Below are 18,136 nucleotides of genomic sequence, written 5' to 3' on the forward strand. Positions count from 1 at the left end.
GTTATAGTGCTATTTCCAGATCAATCCTGCAAAGAACCTCATCATGACCCCTGATCGCAAAACCCACCTGCGCCAATTGGAAGCACAGAGCATCCATATCATGCGCGAAGTCGTCGCCGAGTTCGAAAAGCCGGTGATGCTCTACTCCGTCGGCAAGGATTCAGCTGTAATGCTGCACCTGGCGCGCAAGGCTTTTTACCCATCGGTGCCGCCGTTTCCGCTGTTGCACGTGGATACCACCTGGAAATTCCGCGAGATGATCCAGTTCCGCGACACGATCGTGAAGGAATACGGCTTGGAATTGCTGGTGCATATCAACGAGGAAGGGGTTCGCCAGAACATCAATCCCTTTACCCACGGTTCGGCCCTGCATACGGACATCATGAAAACCGAAGCATTGAAACAGGCGCTGACTAAATACGGATTTGACGCGGCATTCGGCGGCGCACGGCGGGACGAGGAAAAGTCGCGAGCCAAGGAACGCATCTTCTCCTTCCGCAGCGAAAACCACCGCTGGGACCCGAAGAACCAGCGCCCCGAGCTGTGGAATATCTACAATGCCCGCATTCAAAAGGGACAAAGCATCCGCGCCTTCCCGCTGTCCAACTGGACCGAGTTGGATGTCTGGCAATATATCCACCTGGAGGACATCCCTCTGGTGCCCCTGTATTTCTCCGCCGAACGCCCCGTGGTCGAGCGGGATGGGGTGCTGATCATGGTCGATGACGACCGCATGCCGCTTGATGCGGGAGAAACCCCGCAAATGAAGTCGGTTCGGTTCCGGACCCTGGGCTGCTACCCTTTGACTGGCGCGGTAGAATCAACCGCCACCACCCTGCCCGACATCATTCAAGAAATGCTGCTCACCCGTAGTTCCGAACGCCAGGGCCGGGTGATCGATTCCGATCAGGCCGGATCGATGGAAAAGAAAAAACAGGAGGGCTACTTCTGATGTCGCACCAATCCGAACTGATCGCCACCGACATTACCGCCTATTTGAAGGCCCAGGAAGAAAAGGGGCTGTTGAGCTTCATCACCTGCGGCTCCGTGGACGACGGAAAGAGCACCCTGATCGGCCGCCTGTTGTGGGATTCGAAGATGATCTTCGAGGATCAGTTGGCGGCGCTGGAGAGTGACTCCAAGCGCGTCGGCACACAAGGCGATGATATCGACTACGCCTTGCTGATGGACGGCCTACAGGCGGAACGGGAACAAGGCATTACCATCGACGTGGCCTACCGTTTCTTCTCCACGGACAAGCGAAAGTTCATCGTCGCCGACACCCCAGGGCACGAACAATACACGCGCAACATGGCCACCGGCGCTTCGAATGCCCAGGTCGCAGTGATCCTGATTGATGCCCGCAAGGGTATACTGACCCAGACGCGGCGGCACAGCTACATCGTCTCGCTGGTCGGAATCAAGAAGGTGGTTCTGGCGGTCAACAAGATGGATCTGATCGATTATGATCGTCGCAAGTATGACGCCATCGTCGAGGCATACGAGAAATACGCCGAAGTTCTCGGTTTTGAAGAGATCACCCCCATTCCCATGTCGGCGCTGAAGGGCGACAATGTGCTGGAGCCTGGATCGCATACCCACTGGTACCACGGGCCAACTTTGATGGGGTATCTGGAGTCCGTGCAGGTCGCCTCTGATTTAGCCGAAAAACCGTTCCGCATGCCCGTGCAGTGGGTCAACCGCCCCAATCTGGACTTTCGCGGTTTCAGCGGCACCATCGCCTCGGGCACCGTCAAGCCGGGGGACGAAATCGCCGTTCCCTCTTCGGGCCAGACATCGAAAGTGGAACGCATCGTTTCCTTTGACGGCGACCTGGAACAAGCCGAACCGGGCGACGCGGTCACTCTGACCCTGGAAGACGAGATCGACATCAGCCGCGGCGACATGCTATGCAGCGCCACCCATCGTCCTGATTTCGCTGACCAGTTCGAGGCCCGGGTCATCTGGATGGATGATGCTCCGTTGCTGCCCAGCCGTAATTATCTGATCAAAGTCGGCACCTCAACCACCTCGGCCAAGGTTAGCAAGCTAAAGTACAAGGTCAACGTCAACACCATGGAGCAGGTGGCGGGAAAGACCCTCGAATTCAACGATGTGGGCGTCTGCAACTTCTCGCTCGACAAGCCGCTGCCGTTCGACGCCTACAGCGACAATCCGGGCACCGGCAACTTCATCCTCATCGACCGCTTTACCAATGCGACCGTTGGTGCCGGGATGATCGATTTTGCCCTGCGCCGAGCCACCAATATCCATTGGCAGGCGCTTGATGTGGACAAGCAGGCGCGCGCCGAATTGAAGGGTCAGAAACCCTGTGTGCTGTGGTTTACAGGTCTGTCCGGGTCGGGCAAATCGACCATCGCCAATCTGGTGGAAAAGAAGCTGCACTCGATCGGACGGCACACCTACACGCTGGACGGCGACAACGTGCGTCACGGGCTGAACCGGGACCTGGGCTTCACCGACGCAGACCGGGTGGAAAACATCCGCCGAGTTGGCGAATCGGCCAAGCTGATGGTTGATGCGGGGATGATCACCCTGGTGGCTTTCATTTCTCCGTTCACCTCCGAACGCCGCATGGCTCGCGAGATGCTCGAAGAGAACGAGTTCATCGAGGTCTTTGTCGATACGTCGCTCGAAGAATGTGAACGCCGCGACGTCAAGGGTCTCTATGCCATGGCGCGTGCCGGGAAGATCAAGAATTTCACCGGGATCGATTCCAAGTATGAAAAGCCAGAAGAGGCCGAGATCATCATCGACGGCGATAACACACTGGCGGAAGATGCGGCGGAACGGATCGTGGCAATTCTCAGCGATCGAAGCATTCTGACCTGATCGACTGGCGCCTGTCGGGTCCAATGGGACCCGCTGGCCACACGCGACCCTATTGGACCCGTTGGACAGGCGGGGCCATGGCGGTGTGCCTTTGGTCAAGTGGTTGAAGCAAACGGATCCGGGGGAAAAAACACCTCCGACCATCGCTGATATGGAGAGGGATCCGCATCATGGCCACCTATGTTCTCGCCATTGACCAAGGCACCACATCGTCCCGCGCCATTCTGTTTGACGAAGGCACGGTTCCGGTCGCCACCGCCCAGGAAGAGTTCCAGCAGTATTATCCAAGATCGGGTTGGGTCGAACATGACCCCGAAGAAATCTGGCGAACGACCCTGTCCACCTGTCGAGCGGCCCTGGTCAAGGCCGGTGTCAACGCCGCGCAAGTGGCCGCCATCGGCATCACCAATCAGCGCGAAACCACGGTCATCTGGGATCGGGAAACCGGCAAACCGATCCACAAAGCCATTGTCTGGCAAGACCGGCGCACGGCGGACCTCTGTGCCCGATTAAAGGCGGACGGCAACGAAGAGGCAGTCACCGGGCACACCGGATTGCTCCTCGATCCCTATTTCTCGGGTACCAAGGTTTCTTGGTTGTTGGATAATGTGGCGGGCGCCCGCGAGGCTGCCGAAGCGGGAAAACTGGCCTTTGGCACCATCGACAGTTTCCTGCTATGGCGCCTGACTGGCGGAAAGGTTCATGCGACCGATGCCACCAATGCCAGCCGTACCTTGCTTTACGATATCCATGGGGGCCGATGGCACCCGAACTTGCTCGACCTGATGCGGGTTCCCCCTTCCTTGTTGCCCGAGGTGAAAGACTGCGCCGCTGATTTTGGACTAATCGATCCAGATCTATTTGGCGCCGCCATTCCCGTCGCCGGGATGGCCGGAGATCAACAGGCGGCAACCGTCGGGCAGGCCTGTTTTACTCCCGGCATGGTCAAATCCACCTATGGCACCGGCTGCTTTGCGGTGATGAATACCGGATCGCAAGCCGTGCGCTCCAAAAACCGATTGTTGACCACCATCGCCTACCAATTGAATGGTCAGCCCTCCTATGCCCTGGAAGGCTCTATTTTCATTGCCGGCGCCGCCGTCCAATGGCTGCGTGATGGCCTGGGGATTATCGAGAGCGCCGGACAATCGGGCGCGTTGGCTCAGCAAGCGGACCCGCACCAGGAGGTCTATCTGGTGCCGGCCTTCGTCGGGCTGGGAGCCCCCTATTGGGATGCCGATTGCCGGGGGGCGCTATTCGGATTGACTCGGGGGACGGGACCGGCGGAACTGGCGTGCGCCACTTTGGAAAGTGTTTGTTACCAGACACGTGATTTATTCGAGGCCATGCAGGGCGACCTGGGCACCACAGGCGAGACGGTGCTGCGGGTGGATGGCGGCATGGTGGCTTCCGATTGGACCATGCAGCGTCTGGCCGACATGCTCAATGCCCCGGTGGACCGACCGACGGTGCTGGAAACCACCGCCTTGGGGGCCGCCTATCTGGCCGGTTTGCAGCAAAGCGTTTACCCCGACCCGGAGACTTTTGCCAAAACCTGGGCTCTCGAGAAACGCTTCGAACCGGCCATGGCCGCCGACCAGCGGGAAACAAAATACCGGGGCTGGAAGGACGCCGTCCGACGCACTCTTTCCCCCCATTAAAATCTTTAGAGTTGCAACGCCCCCCGCATTGCCCGCCGCGAGGTCAAGAGATCGGCGCAGGACTTGCGCCCCGCCGGGGGGGCTGGCCTCGGGCATGCTCGGGGGGGGGAATCATGATGGACCAAATCATACCGACTTGGTCCATCACTAAACATGGGATTTTGGCTTCGGCTCAGACCGTCACGGTGTCCGCGATCTTGCGGAAATCATCGATCTTGTCGAAGTTCATGTAGCGGTAGATATCGTCCGCGCTTTCGTTGACGAGTTTCACTTGCTCCATGTACTCGTCCACCGTCGGGATCCGCCCGAGCAGGGCACATACCGCCGCCAACTCGGCCGAACCCAGATAGACGAAGGTATCGATGCCCAACCGGTTGGGGAAGTTCCGCGTCGAGGTGGACATGGCCGTCGAGCCCTTGCGGATCTGCGCTTGATTGCCCATGCACAAGGAGCAGCCCGGCGTTTCCATCCGGGCCCCGGTCTTGCCGAGAATGGCGTAGTAGCCCTCTTCGGTCAGGATCTTCTGATCCATCTTGGTGGGTGGGGCGATCCACAGGCGGGTTGGCATATCCGACTTGCCGTCGAGCACCTTCGCCGCCGCCCGGAAATGGCCGATGTTGGTCATGCACGACCCGATGAACACCTCTTCGATTTCGTTGCCTGCCACTTCGGACAGCAGTTTCACGTCGTCCGGATCGTTCGGGCAGGCGACAATCGGCTCGGTGATGGTGTCCATGTTGATCTCGATCACCGCCGCATACTCGGCGTCCTCGTCGCGTTTCAGCAGCTTCGGATCGGCAATGAAGTCCTGCATGGCCTTGATCCGGCGGGTGAGTGTCCGTTCATCGTGGTAGCCCTCGGCAATCATCCATTTCATCAAGGTGATGTTGGAGCGCATGTATTCGATGATCGGCTCGGGGTTCAAATAGACGGCGCAGCCCGCCGAAGAACGCTCGGCCGTGGCGTCGGACAATTCGAAGGCCTGCTCCACCTTGAGGTCCGGCAACCCTTCGATTTCAACGATGGTGCCCGAGAAGACATTCTTTTTGCCCTTTTTCTCCACTGTCAATAAGCCGTCCTGGATGGCTTGATAGGGAATGGCATTGACCATATCACGCAGGGTGATGCCCGGCTGCATGGTGCCGGTGAACTTGACCAGCACACTTTCCGGCATATCCAGCGGCATGACGCCGGTCGCCGCGCCGAACGCGACCAGACCGGAGCCGGCCGGGAAGGAAACCCCCAGGGGGAAGCGGGTATGGGAATCGCCGCCCGTGCCCACCGTATCGGGCATCAGCAGACGATTCAGCCAGCTATGGATCACCCCGTCGCCGACCCGCAACGAAACACCGCCCCGGTTCTCGATGAAGCCCGGCAGCTCCTTGTGGGTCTTCACATCGACCAACTTGGGATAGGCCGCGGTGTGGCAGAAAGACTGCATCACCAGATCCGCCTGGAAGCCCAGGCAAGCCAGGTCTTTCAGTTCGTCCCGGGTCATCGGGCCAGTGGTATCCTGGGACCCGACGGTGGTCATCTTGGGCTCGCAGTAGGTACCCGGACGAACGCCCAGACCTTCCGGCAGACCGCAGGCGCGCCCGACGATCTTCTGGGCCAAGGTGAAGCCCTTACCGGTATCCGAGGGGGCGTGTGGCTGGCGGAACTGAGTGGAAGGCTCCAGTTTCAGCGCCTCGCGGGCCCGGGCGGTCAAACCGCGACCGATGATGAGCGGAATGCGGCCCCCGGCGCGCACTTCATCGAAAATCACCTCGGACTTGACGGTAAACTCGGCGATCACGTCGCCGCCCTTGAGCACCTTGCCCTCATAGGGGCGCAGCTCGATCACGTCGCCCATGGCCATGCTCGATACGTCCACCTCGATAGGCAGCGCGCCCGCGTCTTCCATGGTGTTGTAAAAGATCGGCGCAATCTTGGATCCGAGACAGACACCGCCGAAACGCTTGTTTGGTACGTAGGGAATATCCTCGCCGGTCCACCACAGGACCGAGTTGGTGGCCGATTTCCGCGACGAGCCGGTGCCGACCACATCGCCCACATAGGCGACGGGGTGGCCTTTATCAGCCAAATCCCGGATGAATTGGATCGGGCCGCGCACGCCGGCTTCTTCCGGTTCGATCCCGTCCCGCGGGTTCTTCAGCATGGCCAAGGCGTGCAGCGGTATATCCGGGCGGCTCCAGGCATCCGGTGCCGGAGACAGGTCATCGGTATTGGTTTCGCCGGTCACCTTGAAGACCGTCACGGTCAGGCTTTCAGGAACTTCGGGCCGCGAGGTAAACCATTCGGCATCGGCCCAGGATTGCAGGACCGCCTTGGCATGGTCGTTCCCCGCTTCAGCCTTTTCCTGCACGTCGTGGAAATAGTCAAAGACCAGCAGGGTTTTCTTCAGGCATTCCGCCGCGGTTGCGCCGCAATCGGCATCGTCCAGCAGATCGATCATCGGCTCGATGTTGAATCCGCCAAGCATGGTGCCCAGTAGGTTGGTGGCTTGAGTTTTGTCGATCAGATTACAGGCCTCTTCCCCTTTGGCGACCCGGGACAAGAAACCCGCCTTGATCCGCGCGGCATCGTCGACACCCGCCGGTACCCGATGGGTCAGCAATTCAACGAGGACGGCCTCTTCGCCCGATGGCGGATTCCGCAACAACTCGACCAACTGTTCGGTCTGTTCCGTTGACAGAGGGAGGGGCGGGATACCCTGGGCGTCGCGTTCGGCAACATGGGCGCGATATTGTTCAAGCATGGGGAATACCTCCAGTTGGCAAAGCATGTCTTTCCATGGCGGGACGGTCAATCCCGCGGGCGCGAAGGCATAACCATCGATATGAACATGCTGGTTCGTGGTTCAAGTGGTTTCTTTCCGTTCCTTCAAATAGCAAACAGGGTCCGCGCGGCCGGTCGAACGAATCCGAAGGCCATTTTGGCGCAAGGCACCCTTACGAAAAAGGCAAAGATTCCGCAGGTCGAAACGATATCTCATTGGATTCTCGCCGGTTATTCAGATTGGTCATTGGCTCTTTCTCATTCTTCATCCAAAGGACGGACTCGGTCCCGTAATTGCCGCAGCCGCATGCGGTGGGCCTTCTCGATATGTTGCTTCATGGCCGCCTCGGCGCTGTCGGCATCCCGGTTGCGCAAAGCCACCAACAGTTCTTCATGCTCATCAACGGTTTCCTCGGCGCGATCCGCCTCGGCCAAGGTCGTGGGCCCGAGAATCAGGAGTGTTTTCTGCAAAGCATTCACCGACTTGACTAAAAAACGGTTTTTGGCGGAATCCAGCAAGCCCAGGTGAAACTGGCGGTTCAATCGAAAGACCTCGTCGGCATCGCCAATCACTTTGGCCATTTCCCCATTGAGTGTCGCAAGTTCGGAAATCTCAATTTCCGAGGCGGACCGGGCGGCCATGCGGGCCGCCGTGCTTTCCAGCACCGCGCGCACCTCGTAAAGCTCCATTACTTCGTTATAATCCAGCGTACGGATCACCGCGCCCCGGTGCGGTTCATGGACCACCAACCCGTCGGCTTCCAGCCTGCGCATGGCCTCGCGGATCGGGGTGCGGCTGACATCAAGCCGCTGGGCCAGGTCCGTCTCGGTCAGCCGATCGCCCGGCCCCAGATTACCGGCACGAATCATCTCCAACAGCCGGGCATAGGCGCTTTGGCTTTGGGAGGCGTCCGCAGACTTGTTTTTGCTGGTATTCATACGGGGGTCCATCAACCGGATCAACTATTGTATGCCAATGTATACAATTGGACACACAAGAAGTCAAGTCCGATGGCCTCCCGGCAGCATTGCCGACCTACGCCTACCGATCAAGCAATAGTCACCCGATCCAAAAGCCAGGCAACGGAGCGATAGGGTCGCCCCGCATGGTGGGATAGCCCGATCTCGCAGGTCCGCGATGAGGACACGCCGAAATGGCAGTCCTGCGGAAGCTGATCGGCCAGGGTCCTGAGCGCATGGGCATTCAGTTCCGGGGTGGTGAATCCCTTGTCCCCGGCAAATCCGCAGCAGGTGATTTCCGACGGCACCACCACCTGTTCCACGCAGGCCTCGACCAAGGCCAGGAATTTCCGGTCCAGGCCCATCTTGGTTGTGGAGCAAGTCACATGGGCGGCCACGGTGCCTTCGCGCCGCCGGATAGTCAGGCGGGGCAGCAGCAAATCATGCAGAGCCTCCACCAAATCCAGCGGTGCCAGATCGTTGTCTTTCAGGGTCTTGAGCCGATAGGCGCAGGGGGCGGCATCGGTGATGACCGGCCAATCCTCGCCCTTGGCCCGTTCCACCGCGGCGGTCCATTGGGCGGCTTTTTCATCGGCAACCCGAGCCAATCCCTTGCTGGCAAATGGTTGACCACAGCAAAGGTCGGCCAGGCCATCGGGATAGACCGGCGCATAGCCTGCCCGCTTCAGTAGCCGGTCCAATGTCACCGGCAGGGATTCGCCATCCTTGTCATTGGCCGCCGGGCCCATGGTGCGGGTAGCGCAGCTGGGGATATAGAGCACCGGGTCTCCGCCGCCGCGTTCCATGACTGGCAGGTGACCGCCGGTGGGCATGGCATCGGTCCAGAGCGGCAGCCGGTTGCCACTGATCTTGCGCGCCGCGCGGCCCAGGGCATTGACCGCCCCATCGCCGAGAATCTTCTGCACCCCCCCCGCCAGGCTCAAGCCAACCCCGGTGGATTTCATCAGGCCGCCATAGTGCGCAGCGCTCCAGGCCCCCAGCTTATTGGCCGTTGTGCCCTGGCTTTGGCCGCGTAGCTTGCGGGTCAGGGTTCCGGTGTTGATGCCCACCGGACAGGCCGTGCGGCAAAGACCGCAGGCGGCGCAGGTATCCAGGCCATCGTACTGATAGCGGCGGCGCAGATCCTCCCGTTGCGGATCATCGGCAACGGCGCGCCAGCCGACAATCCGCTGCCGGGGAGTGAGGGTCAGCCCCTGAGATGGGCACATATGCTCACAAAATCCACACTCGATACATTTATCGACAATGGGATCGGCAGCGGGCATCGGTTTCAGGTTCTTGAGATGGATATCTCCGTCGTCGTTGAGGATCACCCCCGGATTCAGCAGGCCTTGCGGGTCGAACAGGTTCTTGATCCGGCGCATCAGACTGACCGCCTGTTTGCCCCATTCCAACTCCAGGAACGGTGCCATGTTGCGGCCGGTGCCATGCTCGGCCTTGAGGGACCCGCGAAACTCCACGGCGACCAGATCGGCAATTTCGGCCATGAAGCCCTCGTAGCGGGCAACTTCTTCGGGTTTGTTGAAATCCTGACTAAAGACGAAATGCAGGTTGCCTTCCAAGGCATGGCCGAAGATCAGCGCATCGTCATAGCCATGCTTCTCAAACAACGCCTGCAAGCGCTTCACCCCCTCGGCCAGATCTTCGATGGAAAAAGCCACATCTTCGATGATCACCGTGCGCCCGGTTTCGCGTACCGCGCCGACGGCAGGAAAAAGGCCCTTGCGCAAGTTCCACCAAGACGTGGTCACGGCGGGGTCCTGGCTGAACTGTACCGGAAACAGGGTCGCCACCTGGTCCAGGGCATCCCGCACCTGATCCATGCGATGGGCCAGATCATCGGCGCCATTCCCGCGCACCTCCACCAGCAGGGCCGTGGCCTCCGGCCCCAAATCGGCAAGGAAACCCGGCATGCCAGGACGGCCTTGCGCCACCCCGATGCCCAGGCGGTCGATCAGTTCCACGGCCGCGACCGGGGTGGGTTTCAAGCAAGCCACGCATTCGGCGGCCAATACCGGATTGTCGAAGAACAGCAAGGCGCTGGCCTTATCCGCCTCGTCGGGCACGGTGTTATAGGTGATCTCGGAGACAAAACCGAGGGTGCCTTCGGAGCCAACCATCAGATGCGCCAGGATCTGGACCGGGTCTTCAAAATCGATCAGGGCGTTCAGACTGTAGCCCATGGTGTTCTTGATTTTGTATTTGCGGCGGATCAGGGCAACCAGGTCCGGATCGGCCCGGACTTCCTTGCAAAGCGCGGCCAGTCCGTCCAACAGCTTCCGCTGACCGCTGGGCTGGCGGGTATCGAAAACAGAGCCATCGGCCAGCACCACCCTCACCGAGTCCAAGGTCTGGTACGAGTTTTGAGCCACGCCGCAGCACATGCCCGAAGCGTTATTGGCGACGATCCCGCCGATTTTAGCGGCATTGATTGAAGCCGGATCGGGACCGATTTTACGACCGTAGGGAGCCAACCGCCGATTGGCCTCAGCACCGATCATTCCTGGCCAGAGGCGGATGCGGGCGCCCTGATCCAGCACCTCGGCCCGGTTCCAGCCATCGCCCAATACCGCCAACACGGAGTCGGATATGGCCTGTCCCGACAGGCTGGTCCCGGCGGCGCGAAAGGTGATCGGCGCGCCCTGCGCCCGGCAGGCCGCCAACAGATCGATCATTTCCTGCTCCGACTGCACCGTGACCACGATCTCGGGGATCAGCCGATAAAAACTGGCATCGGTCCCATAGGCCAAACGGCGCAGCGGATCACGATGCAGACGGTGTTCGGGTATCACCCCTTTCAGGGCGTGAACAAGAGCCTCGGTCATGGATCATCCTATTCCTGGATGGCGAGCACGATCAGCCGCTTGGGCCCATGCACGCCGAATACCAGCGTCTGTTCAATGTCAGCGGTTTTCGAGGGGCCGCTGACCAGCACCAGATTGGTCGGCATCCTCTCTTTCCAGCGGCCTGCGGTCAGGGCATCGTGCAAGGTCGCGTGCAGATCCGCGATGGTCATCAGGGCAATATGGACCTCGGGCACCAACGACAACGTGCGCGGCTCCTCCGGTCCCGGGCAGAGGATCAAACTGCCTGTGGCCGCCACCGCACCCACCGTGGCGGTGAATCCCGCGTCGCATGAGAACAGATCCCGCTTGATCCCTTCGATGGGTTGATCGAAGGGGAGCAACGTCACATGGCCATCCAGGGTGGCGCCCACAGTCTTTCCCCAAGGCCCGTTGGGACCATAGGCAAAGGACTGCCAATCATTTTGTCGCACCAAATCCAGAAGGACCCTCGGCCAGGACTCCCGGGTGCAGGGAATGACCTCCCCTTGCACGGATTCGATCATGGTTTTGAACTGATCGAACAAAATACCTGAGCTGATTGCATCTCCCGTACAGACGGCAAAATCACTCGCCGGAATATCCATGCCGGGCGCGGCACGCAGGCCGTCGAGGATACTGTCTCGCGTATTGGTCATGACCCCTCCTCCCGGTCCTTGGCCATCAATTCGTGGAAGGTACGCTTGGCGAAGGTGGGTCTGGCCCGCACGGTGACCCAGTCTTTCATGGGCGCCGATCCCATCGGGCTCAGATGACCGAAGCGGGTCAGCAATCGTCCGGTCATCCGGTATAGCCAGCCGCTGGCGTGGGACAAACCCCAAAGCTTCCAACTGATGACTTCCAGGGTCTTGCGGCGGGACCCGGCCTGTTTTACCGCGCCATCACCCTCGCCCGCCGCTTCGCCGCGCAGGCGCACCAGCACCTTGGCGATGGGAATACGCACCGGACAGACTTCCACACAGGCATTGCACAGACTACAAGCCGTGGGCAGATCCCCCTTAGCCTTCAAACCTTCCAATTGCGGCGCCAACATTTGTCCAATGGGTCCTGGATAGGGTCCGGCGAACACCTGACCGCCGACCCGGGTATAGACCGGACAATGATTGATACAGGCCCCACATCGGATGCATTGCAGGGTCTGGCGCAGAATCGGATCCGCATAAGCGCGGCTCCGCCCGTTATCGATGAGCACCAGATGCACCGCGCGGGGACCATCCATTTCATCGGGCTTGCGCGGACCGGTGATCATATTGACATAGGTTGTGATGGGCTGACCGGTGGCCGAGCGGGTCAACAAGGAAAGCAGCGGTGGCACGTCCTCCAAGGTTTCGACCACCTTTTCGATGCCCATGACGGCGATATGCAAATCAGGCACGGTGGTTGATAGTCGCCCGTTGCCTTCGTTTTCCACCAGTACCAGAGTCCCGGTTTCAGCTACCGCCATATTGACCCCAGACAGCCCGACCCCTGCCGCGGCGAAACGGTCGCGCAGGATGCCTCGCGCCACGGCGGTCAGTTCCGCCGGATCCTCTGTATAGGCAGCTCCCTCGATCTTGTCGTGAAACAGCTGGGCAATTTCCGGTGTGTTCTTGTGGATGCAAGGCATGACGATATGAGACGGAGTCTCTTCGGCCAACTGGATGATGTATTCACCCAGATCGCTCTCCACCGGCATCACCCCGGCTTCCTCGAGAATTTGGTTAAGATGGATCTCCTCGGTGGCCATGGACTTGCCCTTGACGGCGAATGTCGCGCCACTGTCCTTTATCAGCCCGAGAATGACCGCGTTGGCTTCCGCGGGCGTTTGGGTCCAATGGATCCGAATGCCGTTTTCCTGGCACTTTGATTCTAGTTGTTGCAACAACTGTGGGAGCTTTGCCAACGCGCGTCGGCGTATGGCCTGACCCAGATCACGCAACGCCTCGCGCTCCACCGCATCGGGGAACTGTGCCGCCCGTTTGGCCATCAGCCCGTCCATGGCCTTGCGCAGGTTGGCGCGCAGCTTGGGATCGGCCAGGGCTTCCTTGGCGCGCTCGCGGAAATCGCTGTCAATCGCGGCCATGGATACGCTCCCAAAGGAATTGGGCAATATGGCGACCCTTGGCCCGGGCCTTGGATTTGGCCTGCGCCCCGGTGATATTCATCAAACAACCGCAATCCCCGGATACCACCGCCTCGGCCCCGGTTGCATCGATATCGGCTACCTTGTCGGTGACCATGGCGGCAGAAACTTCGGGCATCTTGATGGCGAATGTGCCCCCAAATCCGCAGCACTCACGCTCCCTTTGCAGGGGTTCCAAAGTGACGTTGCCGAGTCCGTTCAACAAGATTTTGGGCTCGTCGGTAATGCCCATCTCGCGCACCGAATGGCAGGAGCCGTGCCAGGTGATCTTTGTGGGCTCGCCCAGATCCTCGTATTGTACCTTGAGCACATGGACCAGGAATTCGGTCAGTTCATAGACCCGCTCGGACAGATCCCGCGCGGCGGCTTCCAAAGGCGTGCCCTCAAACAGTTCCGGATAATGCTTGCGAATCATCCCGGCGCAGGACCCGGAGGGCACCACCACCGGTTTGTTTTCCGGGAACAGGGCCAGCTGTGCGGCGGCCACTTTTCGCGCGTCGTCCATAAAACCGTTGTTGAAGGCCGGTTGGCCGCAACAGCTTTGGTCTTGAGGAAAGTCGATCTTGATTCCTTCGCGCCGCAGTAGCTTCACCCCCGCCAGTCCGGCCTCGGGATAGAACAGGTCCACCAGGCAGGTGGCGAAGAAATAGACCTCGCTCGGGGGCGTCTCGGGATAGGGTCTTGTCATGGTTAAATCCCTACTGATAGGCGATCGAGGGCAGCCAGGTCACAATGGGCTCCCACAGGAAGACGATGGTCAACGAGATCAGTTGCAAGATGATGAACGGGATAACCCCGACGTAGATGTCCCGTACGGTGATGCCTTCCGGTGCCACGCCCTTGAGATAGAACAAGGCGAAGCCTACAGGCGGGGTGAGGAACGAGGTTTGCAGGCAGACCGCAAACAACACCGTGAACCAGACCAGGTCGAACCCGAAATCGGCCACCACCGGCGCCACCAGCGGCAGGACGATGAGCGTGATTTCAATCCAATCAAGGAAGAAGCCCAACAAGAAAGTAAAGCCCAGGATGGCAATGACCACGCCCGTGGGCCCGAACGGCAGGCCTTTCAGCGTCCCTTCGATCAGTTCATCCCCCCCCATGCCGCGCAGCACCAGAGAGAAAGCCGTGGCCCCGAGGAAAATGGCAAATATAAAGGCGGCGGTTTTGGTGGTCTGTTCACAGACCTCGCGTAAAGTCTGCCAGCTCAATCTCCTGTGAGCCAGGGCCAGCAAGGTCGCCCCGAAGGCGCCGACCCCCGATGCCTCCGTGGGGGTGGCGATCCCGAAGAAGGTCGAACCCAACACCGCGACAATTAGGGCACCAGGCGGCAGGATGACCCAGACGACCCCGAAAATCGCTTTGAGGTCCAGCGGCTCCAGATCCGTAGGCGCCGGGGCGGCATCCTTGTCGATGGCGGCGATGATGAAGACGAAAGCGATATAGACAAAGCCCATCATCAGGCCGGGAAACAACGCGCCGAGGAACAGGTCACCGACCGGCATGGCCAGGCGGTCGGCCATCAAGACCAGCATGATCGAGGGCGGAATGAGAATACCCAGGGTCCCCACCGAACAGACGGTGCCGCAGGCCAGGGATTTTTTGTAGCCCTGTTCCATCATCACCGGCAGGCCGAGCATGGCCAGCAACACCACCGAAGCGCCGATGATACCGGTGGAGGCGGCCAGCAAGACGCCGATGAGGATGATGGTGACCGCCAATCCACCGCGCACGCGCCCAAATACCCGCGAGAAATTGGTCATCAAATCGGCGGCAACGCCGGAACGATCCAGCATCAAACCCATGAAGATAAACATGGGCAAGGCCACCAGCACCCAATTCTTCATCACGTCCCAGATGCGATCCACCACCAGGCCGGAATAGTTCCAGTCCATGCCGATAAAAGCATCCAGATATTCGTCAGCCATGATGCTCAGGCCGGTGAAGATCACCGACAGGCCGCCCAGAACCCAGGCCACCGGGTATCCCGCGAACAGCAAGGCAATGAACGATCCGAACATCGCAATGACCATGATTTCATTGATTTCCATGGCCTTATTTCCCCGGCTTGTAATCGACGGGGCAGATTTGCCCATTGATGGTCTCGAAGATCTTGGGACGCGGATGGCCGAATAACAGCGCCGTCGCCCGGCTCAGGCGGGAAACAGCGGCTGCCAGCAGCAGCAAAAAGGCCAGCGGCAGCACCGCCTTGATCACCCAGCGCATGGGCAGGCCTCCGGGGGAGTCGGAGACTTCGTCGATGGCAAAGGAGGATTCCACGAACGGCCAGGCGAAGTAGATCACCAGCCAGGTAAAAGGCAGCATGAAGATCAAGATACCCAGCATCTCCACCCAGGCCTGAGCCTTGAGCCCGAAATGCTCATGCAGCACGTCCACCCGCACATGGTCATCGGCTTCAAAGCCGTAGGACAACCCGATGAGGAATCCGACAGCATAAATGTGCCACTGGATTTCCTCGAACTCGATGCGTCCCTCGCCAAACACGTAGCGCATGGTCACGTTGAGCACGATCACCGCCACCAGCAAAGGCCAGACCCACGATACCAGGGACCCGATCCGCTTGATCACCCCGTCCAGACCCAGAGACAAGAAAGTATGAGGCAGGGCAGTATGATGAATGATGAACTGCAAGCCATCCGGCTCGGTGTGCGAGATGGCCTTGAGGTCCTGGTCCCTGAAATCAATGGGACTGTTCATGATCAGCGCTCCCCGTCATCGTATTCTCATGATCAAAAAAATGATCCCGGAAGCGACAGGTACCGCTCCCGGGAATTCTTTGATTATTCGAAGTCGCGCGGCAGGTAGGCCATGCCCTTCCAATTGCGATAGGTCTTGAGGAAGGACTTCTGGCTCTCATAGATGGCCTTGAAGTCTTCGTCCTTGGCCGCTTCCTCGGCCAGCACCTCGTCGGTCACCTTCTTCAGTTGGGCGAGCATGTCGGCGGGCAACTTGTGGGCGGTGACACCGTGTTCGGGGAATTTCTCCATCACCGCGCCTTGGATCGCTTCGCCCTTGGCCATGTTATTGGTCACACCGGCGGTGCAAGCCAGATCGATGAGCGAGCGCTGATGCGGCTCCAGGTCTTCCCAGATTTCCTTGTTGACGATCAGATGCTCGGCGGTGAAGGGCTGATGCCAGCCGGGGAAGTAGTTGTGCTTGGCCACTTTGTTGAAGCCCAACAGTTGATCAACAATGGGCAGGGAGAATTCGGTGGCGTCGATGGCGCCCTTTTCCAAAGCCTGGAAAATCTCGCCGCCGGGCAGCACGGTGACGGACACGCCCAACTTCTGCATCACCTTGCCGCCAAGACCAGCAAACCGCATCTTCAGACCTTTCAGGTCATCCAAGGAATTGATCTCCTTACGGAACCACCCAGCGGTTTCCGGGCCGATGACGCCACAAAGAATCGGATGGATATTCAGCTTGGAAAAGGTCTTCTCGGCAACCTGCCTGCCGCCGCCATGGTACCACCAGGCGGTATACTCCCAGGGCTCCAGACCAAACGGCACGGCGGCCAGAAGCGGGGTCCAGGAGTACTTGCCCTGATCGTAGCCCAGCCAGGTGTACCCGGCGGGCAGCTTCTTGTCCTTTACCGCGTCGGAGATTTGAAACGGCGGCACCAGCTTGCCCGGCTCGAAGACCTTGAACTGGACGGCCCCGTTCGAAGCCTCTTTGACCTTTTCCGCCACGTACAGAATGTTATCGCCCAGGGCGGGCAGGTTTGACCCGAAAGCAATGGGCACTTTCCATCGTACCTTGTCCGCCGACAGGGCATCGGTGGTCGAAATGCTGACCACTGATGCGGCAACCAGGGCAGCCCCTAACAACTTGTTCATGAAACCTCTCCTTCTTTCTCTGTTGCCTTGAAGTGGACTGACCAATTATTGCCAAAGGCTAATCCACTGATTTGTTGGTATTTTTCTTATTATATTAAGATAATATCCGCATAAGTCAGGCTGCGGTATGGATATATGGTTAACTTGTCTGACCAATCCAGTCAATGGTAAAAAGGTTTGACCAAACGCTTTTTTGGCGCCATTCTCTTTGACAATGAAACCAAAGGACCCCCATGGCCTACGAACAAATCAAGACACCGAAAATTGCCGACGCCATCGTCGATCAACTTCAAACGCTTATTTTGAAAGGTGTTTTGAAACCAGAAGAGAAGCTGCCCGCAGAGCGGGATCTCGCCCAGCAAATGGACGTCTCCCGCCCCTCCCTGCGCGAAGCCCTTCAACGCCTGGAAGCCTTGGGCCTGCTGGAATCAAAACAAGGCGGCGGGACCTACGTCAAATCCGTGGTTGCCTCGGCCTTCACCGAGCCCCTGGCTTATCTCATGCGGTCGGATCCGGATACGGCCATGGATTATATCGAGTTTCGGCGCTCTTTGGAGGGCACGGCCAGTTATTACGCCGCCATCCGCGCCACCGGTTCGGACAAGGAAATTCTGGCCTCTCACATGAAAGCCATGGAAGACGCCCATTCGGTGGATGATCCGACGCTGGAAGCCGACGAGGATGCCGATTTCCACCTGGCCATCGCCGAGGCCTCGCACAATGTCGTGCTACTGCACATCGCTCAGGGCCTATACAAGCTGCTGCGCGAGGGCGTGTTCTATAACCGCCAGCGGCTCTATAACCGCAAGAATTCCCGCAACCTGCTGCTCGACCAGCACCGCCGTATTCATGACGCCATCTTGGGCGGAGATCCGGAGGAAGCCCGCGAGGCAGCCCGGGCCCATATGACCTTCGTCGAAGCCAGCCTGCTGGAAATGGGCAAGGAAGCACAACGGGAAGACATCGCCCGCCGCCGATTGGCCCGCGTTCGCGAAGCATCGCCCCGGACGGACTAGACCCGCCCAATAAATGACCACATCA

The 18,136-nt window shown here is 59.4% G+C and carries 13 protein-coding genes; 4 read left to right on the forward strand and 9 right to left on the reverse strand.

The window, feature by feature from the left end; all coding sequences use genetic code 11:
• Window positions 1-43 precede the first annotated feature (43 nt).
• The 3 genes from cysD (at window position 44) to glpK (ending at window position 4,514) form a co-directional block, all read left to right on the forward strand.
• Entirely contained in the window at window positions 44-952 is a 909-nt protein-coding gene (gene cysD / locus MGMAQ_RS12880) for a sulfate adenylyltransferase subunit CysD (protein ID WP_046021850.1), read from the forward strand.
• A complete protein-coding gene (gene cysN / locus MGMAQ_RS12885) occupies window positions 952-2,853 on the forward strand; it encodes a sulfate adenylyltransferase subunit CysN (RefSeq protein ID WP_046021851.1) in 1,902 nt (633 codons plus the stop codon). Before cysD ends, cysN begins: the two co-directional genes overlap by 1 nt.
• A gap of 170 nt (window positions 2,854-3,023) precedes the next feature.
• Window positions 3,024-4,514: a glycerol kinase GlpK gene (gene glpK / locus MGMAQ_RS12890; protein ID WP_046021852.1), complete on the forward strand. Its 1,491-nt coding sequence runs from the start codon at window positions 3,024-3,026 to the stop codon at window positions 4,512-4,514.
• A 172-nt stretch (window positions 4,515-4,686) separates the two neighbouring features.
• Here the strand turns inward: glpK and MGMAQ_RS12895 are convergent, their stop codons facing one another.
• The 9 genes from MGMAQ_RS12895 to MGMAQ_RS12935 all read right to left on the reverse strand — a co-directional run bounded on the left by MGMAQ_RS12895 (window position 4,687) and on the right by MGMAQ_RS12935 (window position 17,095).
• Window positions 4,687-7,272 (reverse strand): bifunctional aconitate hydratase 2/2-methylisocitrate dehydratase, encoded by a 2,586-nt coding sequence (locus tag MGMAQ_RS12895; RefSeq protein WP_046023313.1) that lies wholly within the window; start codon window positions 7,270-7,272, stop codon window positions 4,687-4,689.
• A 278-nt stretch (window positions 7,273-7,550) separates the two neighbouring features.
• On the reverse strand, window positions 7,551-8,231 hold the full coding sequence (locus MGMAQ_RS12900; protein ID WP_046021853.1) for a GntR family transcriptional regulator: 681 nt from the start codon (window positions 8,229-8,231) through the stop codon (window positions 7,551-7,553).
• Between the two features lie 110 nt (window positions 8,232-8,341).
• Window positions 8,342-11,098, reverse strand: coding sequence for an FAD-binding and (Fe-S)-binding domain-containing protein (locus tag MGMAQ_RS12905; RefSeq protein WP_046021854.1), 2,757 nt, complete (start codon window positions 11,096-11,098; stop codon window positions 8,342-8,344).
• A gap of 8 nt (window positions 11,099-11,106) precedes the next feature.
• Complete coding sequence (locus MGMAQ_RS12910; protein WP_046021855.1) at window positions 11,107-11,754, reverse strand: lactate utilization protein; 648 nt, start codon at window positions 11,752-11,754, stop codon at window positions 11,107-11,109.
• A complete protein-coding gene (locus MGMAQ_RS12915) occupies window positions 11,751-13,178 on the reverse strand; it encodes a LutB/LldF family L-lactate oxidation iron-sulfur protein (RefSeq protein WP_046021856.1) in 1,428 nt (475 codons plus the stop codon). The genes MGMAQ_RS12910 and MGMAQ_RS12915 overlap by 4 nt, the downstream gene beginning before the upstream one ends.
• A complete protein-coding gene (locus MGMAQ_RS12920) occupies window positions 13,165-13,926 on the reverse strand; it encodes a (Fe-S)-binding protein (RefSeq protein WP_046021857.1) in 762 nt (253 codons plus the stop codon). The genes MGMAQ_RS12915 and MGMAQ_RS12920 overlap by 14 nt, the downstream gene beginning before the upstream one ends.
• A 10-nt stretch (window positions 13,927-13,936) precedes the next feature.
• Window positions 13,937-15,289 carry a TRAP transporter large permease subunit gene (locus tag MGMAQ_RS12925; protein ID WP_046021858.1) on the reverse strand — a complete coding sequence of 451 codons (1,353 nt, stop codon included), beginning with the start codon at window positions 15,287-15,289 and terminating at the stop codon, window positions 13,937-13,939.
• A gap of 4 nt (window positions 15,290-15,293) precedes the next feature.
• Window positions 15,294-15,956 (reverse strand): TRAP transporter small permease subunit, encoded by a 663-nt coding sequence (locus MGMAQ_RS12930; protein ID WP_082085431.1) that lies wholly within the window; start codon window positions 15,954-15,956, stop codon window positions 15,294-15,296.
• Window positions 15,957-16,039: 83 nt separating this feature from the next.
• Complete coding sequence (locus MGMAQ_RS12935; protein WP_046021859.1) at window positions 16,040-17,095, reverse strand: TRAP transporter substrate-binding protein; 1,056 nt, start codon at window positions 17,093-17,095, stop codon at window positions 16,040-16,042.
• A 233-nt stretch (window positions 17,096-17,328) separates the two neighbouring features.
• Between MGMAQ_RS12935 and MGMAQ_RS12940 the strand changes: the two genes are divergently transcribed.
• Entirely contained in the window at window positions 17,329-18,111 is a 783-nt protein-coding gene (locus tag MGMAQ_RS12940) for an FCD domain-containing protein (protein WP_046021860.1), read from the forward strand.
• Window positions 18,112-18,136 lie beyond the last annotated feature (25 nt).

Origin of the sequence: Magnetospira sp. QH-2 (genome assembly GCF_000968135.1) — a bacterium.
GTDB lineage: Bacteria > Pseudomonadota > Alphaproteobacteria > Rhodospirillales > Magnetospiraceae > Magnetospira.

What these genes read in the sequence shown, in the direction of transcription:
- cysD (WP_046021850.1), top strand. Translation starts at nt 44, where the DNA reads ATGACCCCTGATCGCAAAACCCACCTGCGCCAATTGGAAGCACAGAGC.
- cysN (WP_046021851.1), top strand. Translation starts at nt 952, where the DNA reads ATGTCGCACCAATCCGAACTGATCGCCACCGACATTACCGCCTATTTG.
- glpK (WP_046021852.1), top strand. Translation starts at nt 3,024, where the DNA reads ATGGCCACCTATGTTCTCGCCATTGACCAAGGCACCACATCGTCCCGC.
- MGMAQ_RS12895 (WP_046023313.1), bottom strand. Translation starts at nt 7,272, where the DNA reads ATGCTTGAACAATATCGCGCCCATGTTGCCGAACGCGACGCCCAGGGT.
- MGMAQ_RS12900 (WP_046021853.1), bottom strand. Translation starts at nt 8,231, where the DNA reads ATGAATACCAGCAAAAACAAGTCTGCGGACGCCTCCCAAAGCCAAAGC.
- MGMAQ_RS12905 (WP_046021854.1), bottom strand. Translation starts at nt 11,098, where the DNA reads ATGACCGAGGCTCTTGTTCACGCCCTGAAAGGGGTGATACCCGAACAC.
- MGMAQ_RS12910 (WP_046021855.1), bottom strand. Translation starts at nt 11,754, where the DNA reads ATGACCAATACGCGAGACAGTATCCTCGACGGCCTGCGTGCCGCGCCC.
- MGMAQ_RS12915 (WP_046021856.1), bottom strand. Translation starts at nt 13,178, where the DNA reads ATGGCCGCGATTGACAGCGATTTCCGCGAGCGCGCCAAGGAAGCCCTG.
- MGMAQ_RS12920 (WP_046021857.1), bottom strand. Translation starts at nt 13,926, where the DNA reads ATGACAAGACCCTATCCCGAGACGCCCCCGAGCGAGGTCTATTTCTTC.
- MGMAQ_RS12925 (WP_046021858.1), bottom strand. Translation starts at nt 15,289, where the DNA reads ATGGAAATCAATGAAATCATGGTCATTGCGATGTTCGGATCGTTCATT.
- MGMAQ_RS12930 (WP_082085431.1), bottom strand. Translation starts at nt 15,956, where the DNA reads ATGAACAGTCCCATTGATTTCAGGGACCAGGACCTCAAGGCCATCTCG.
- MGMAQ_RS12935 (WP_046021859.1), bottom strand. Translation starts at nt 17,095, where the DNA reads ATGAACAAGTTGTTAGGGGCTGCCCTGGTTGCCGCATCAGTGGTCAGC.
- MGMAQ_RS12940 (WP_046021860.1), top strand. Translation starts at nt 17,329, where the DNA reads ATGGCCTACGAACAAATCAAGACACCGAAAATTGCCGACGCCATCGTC.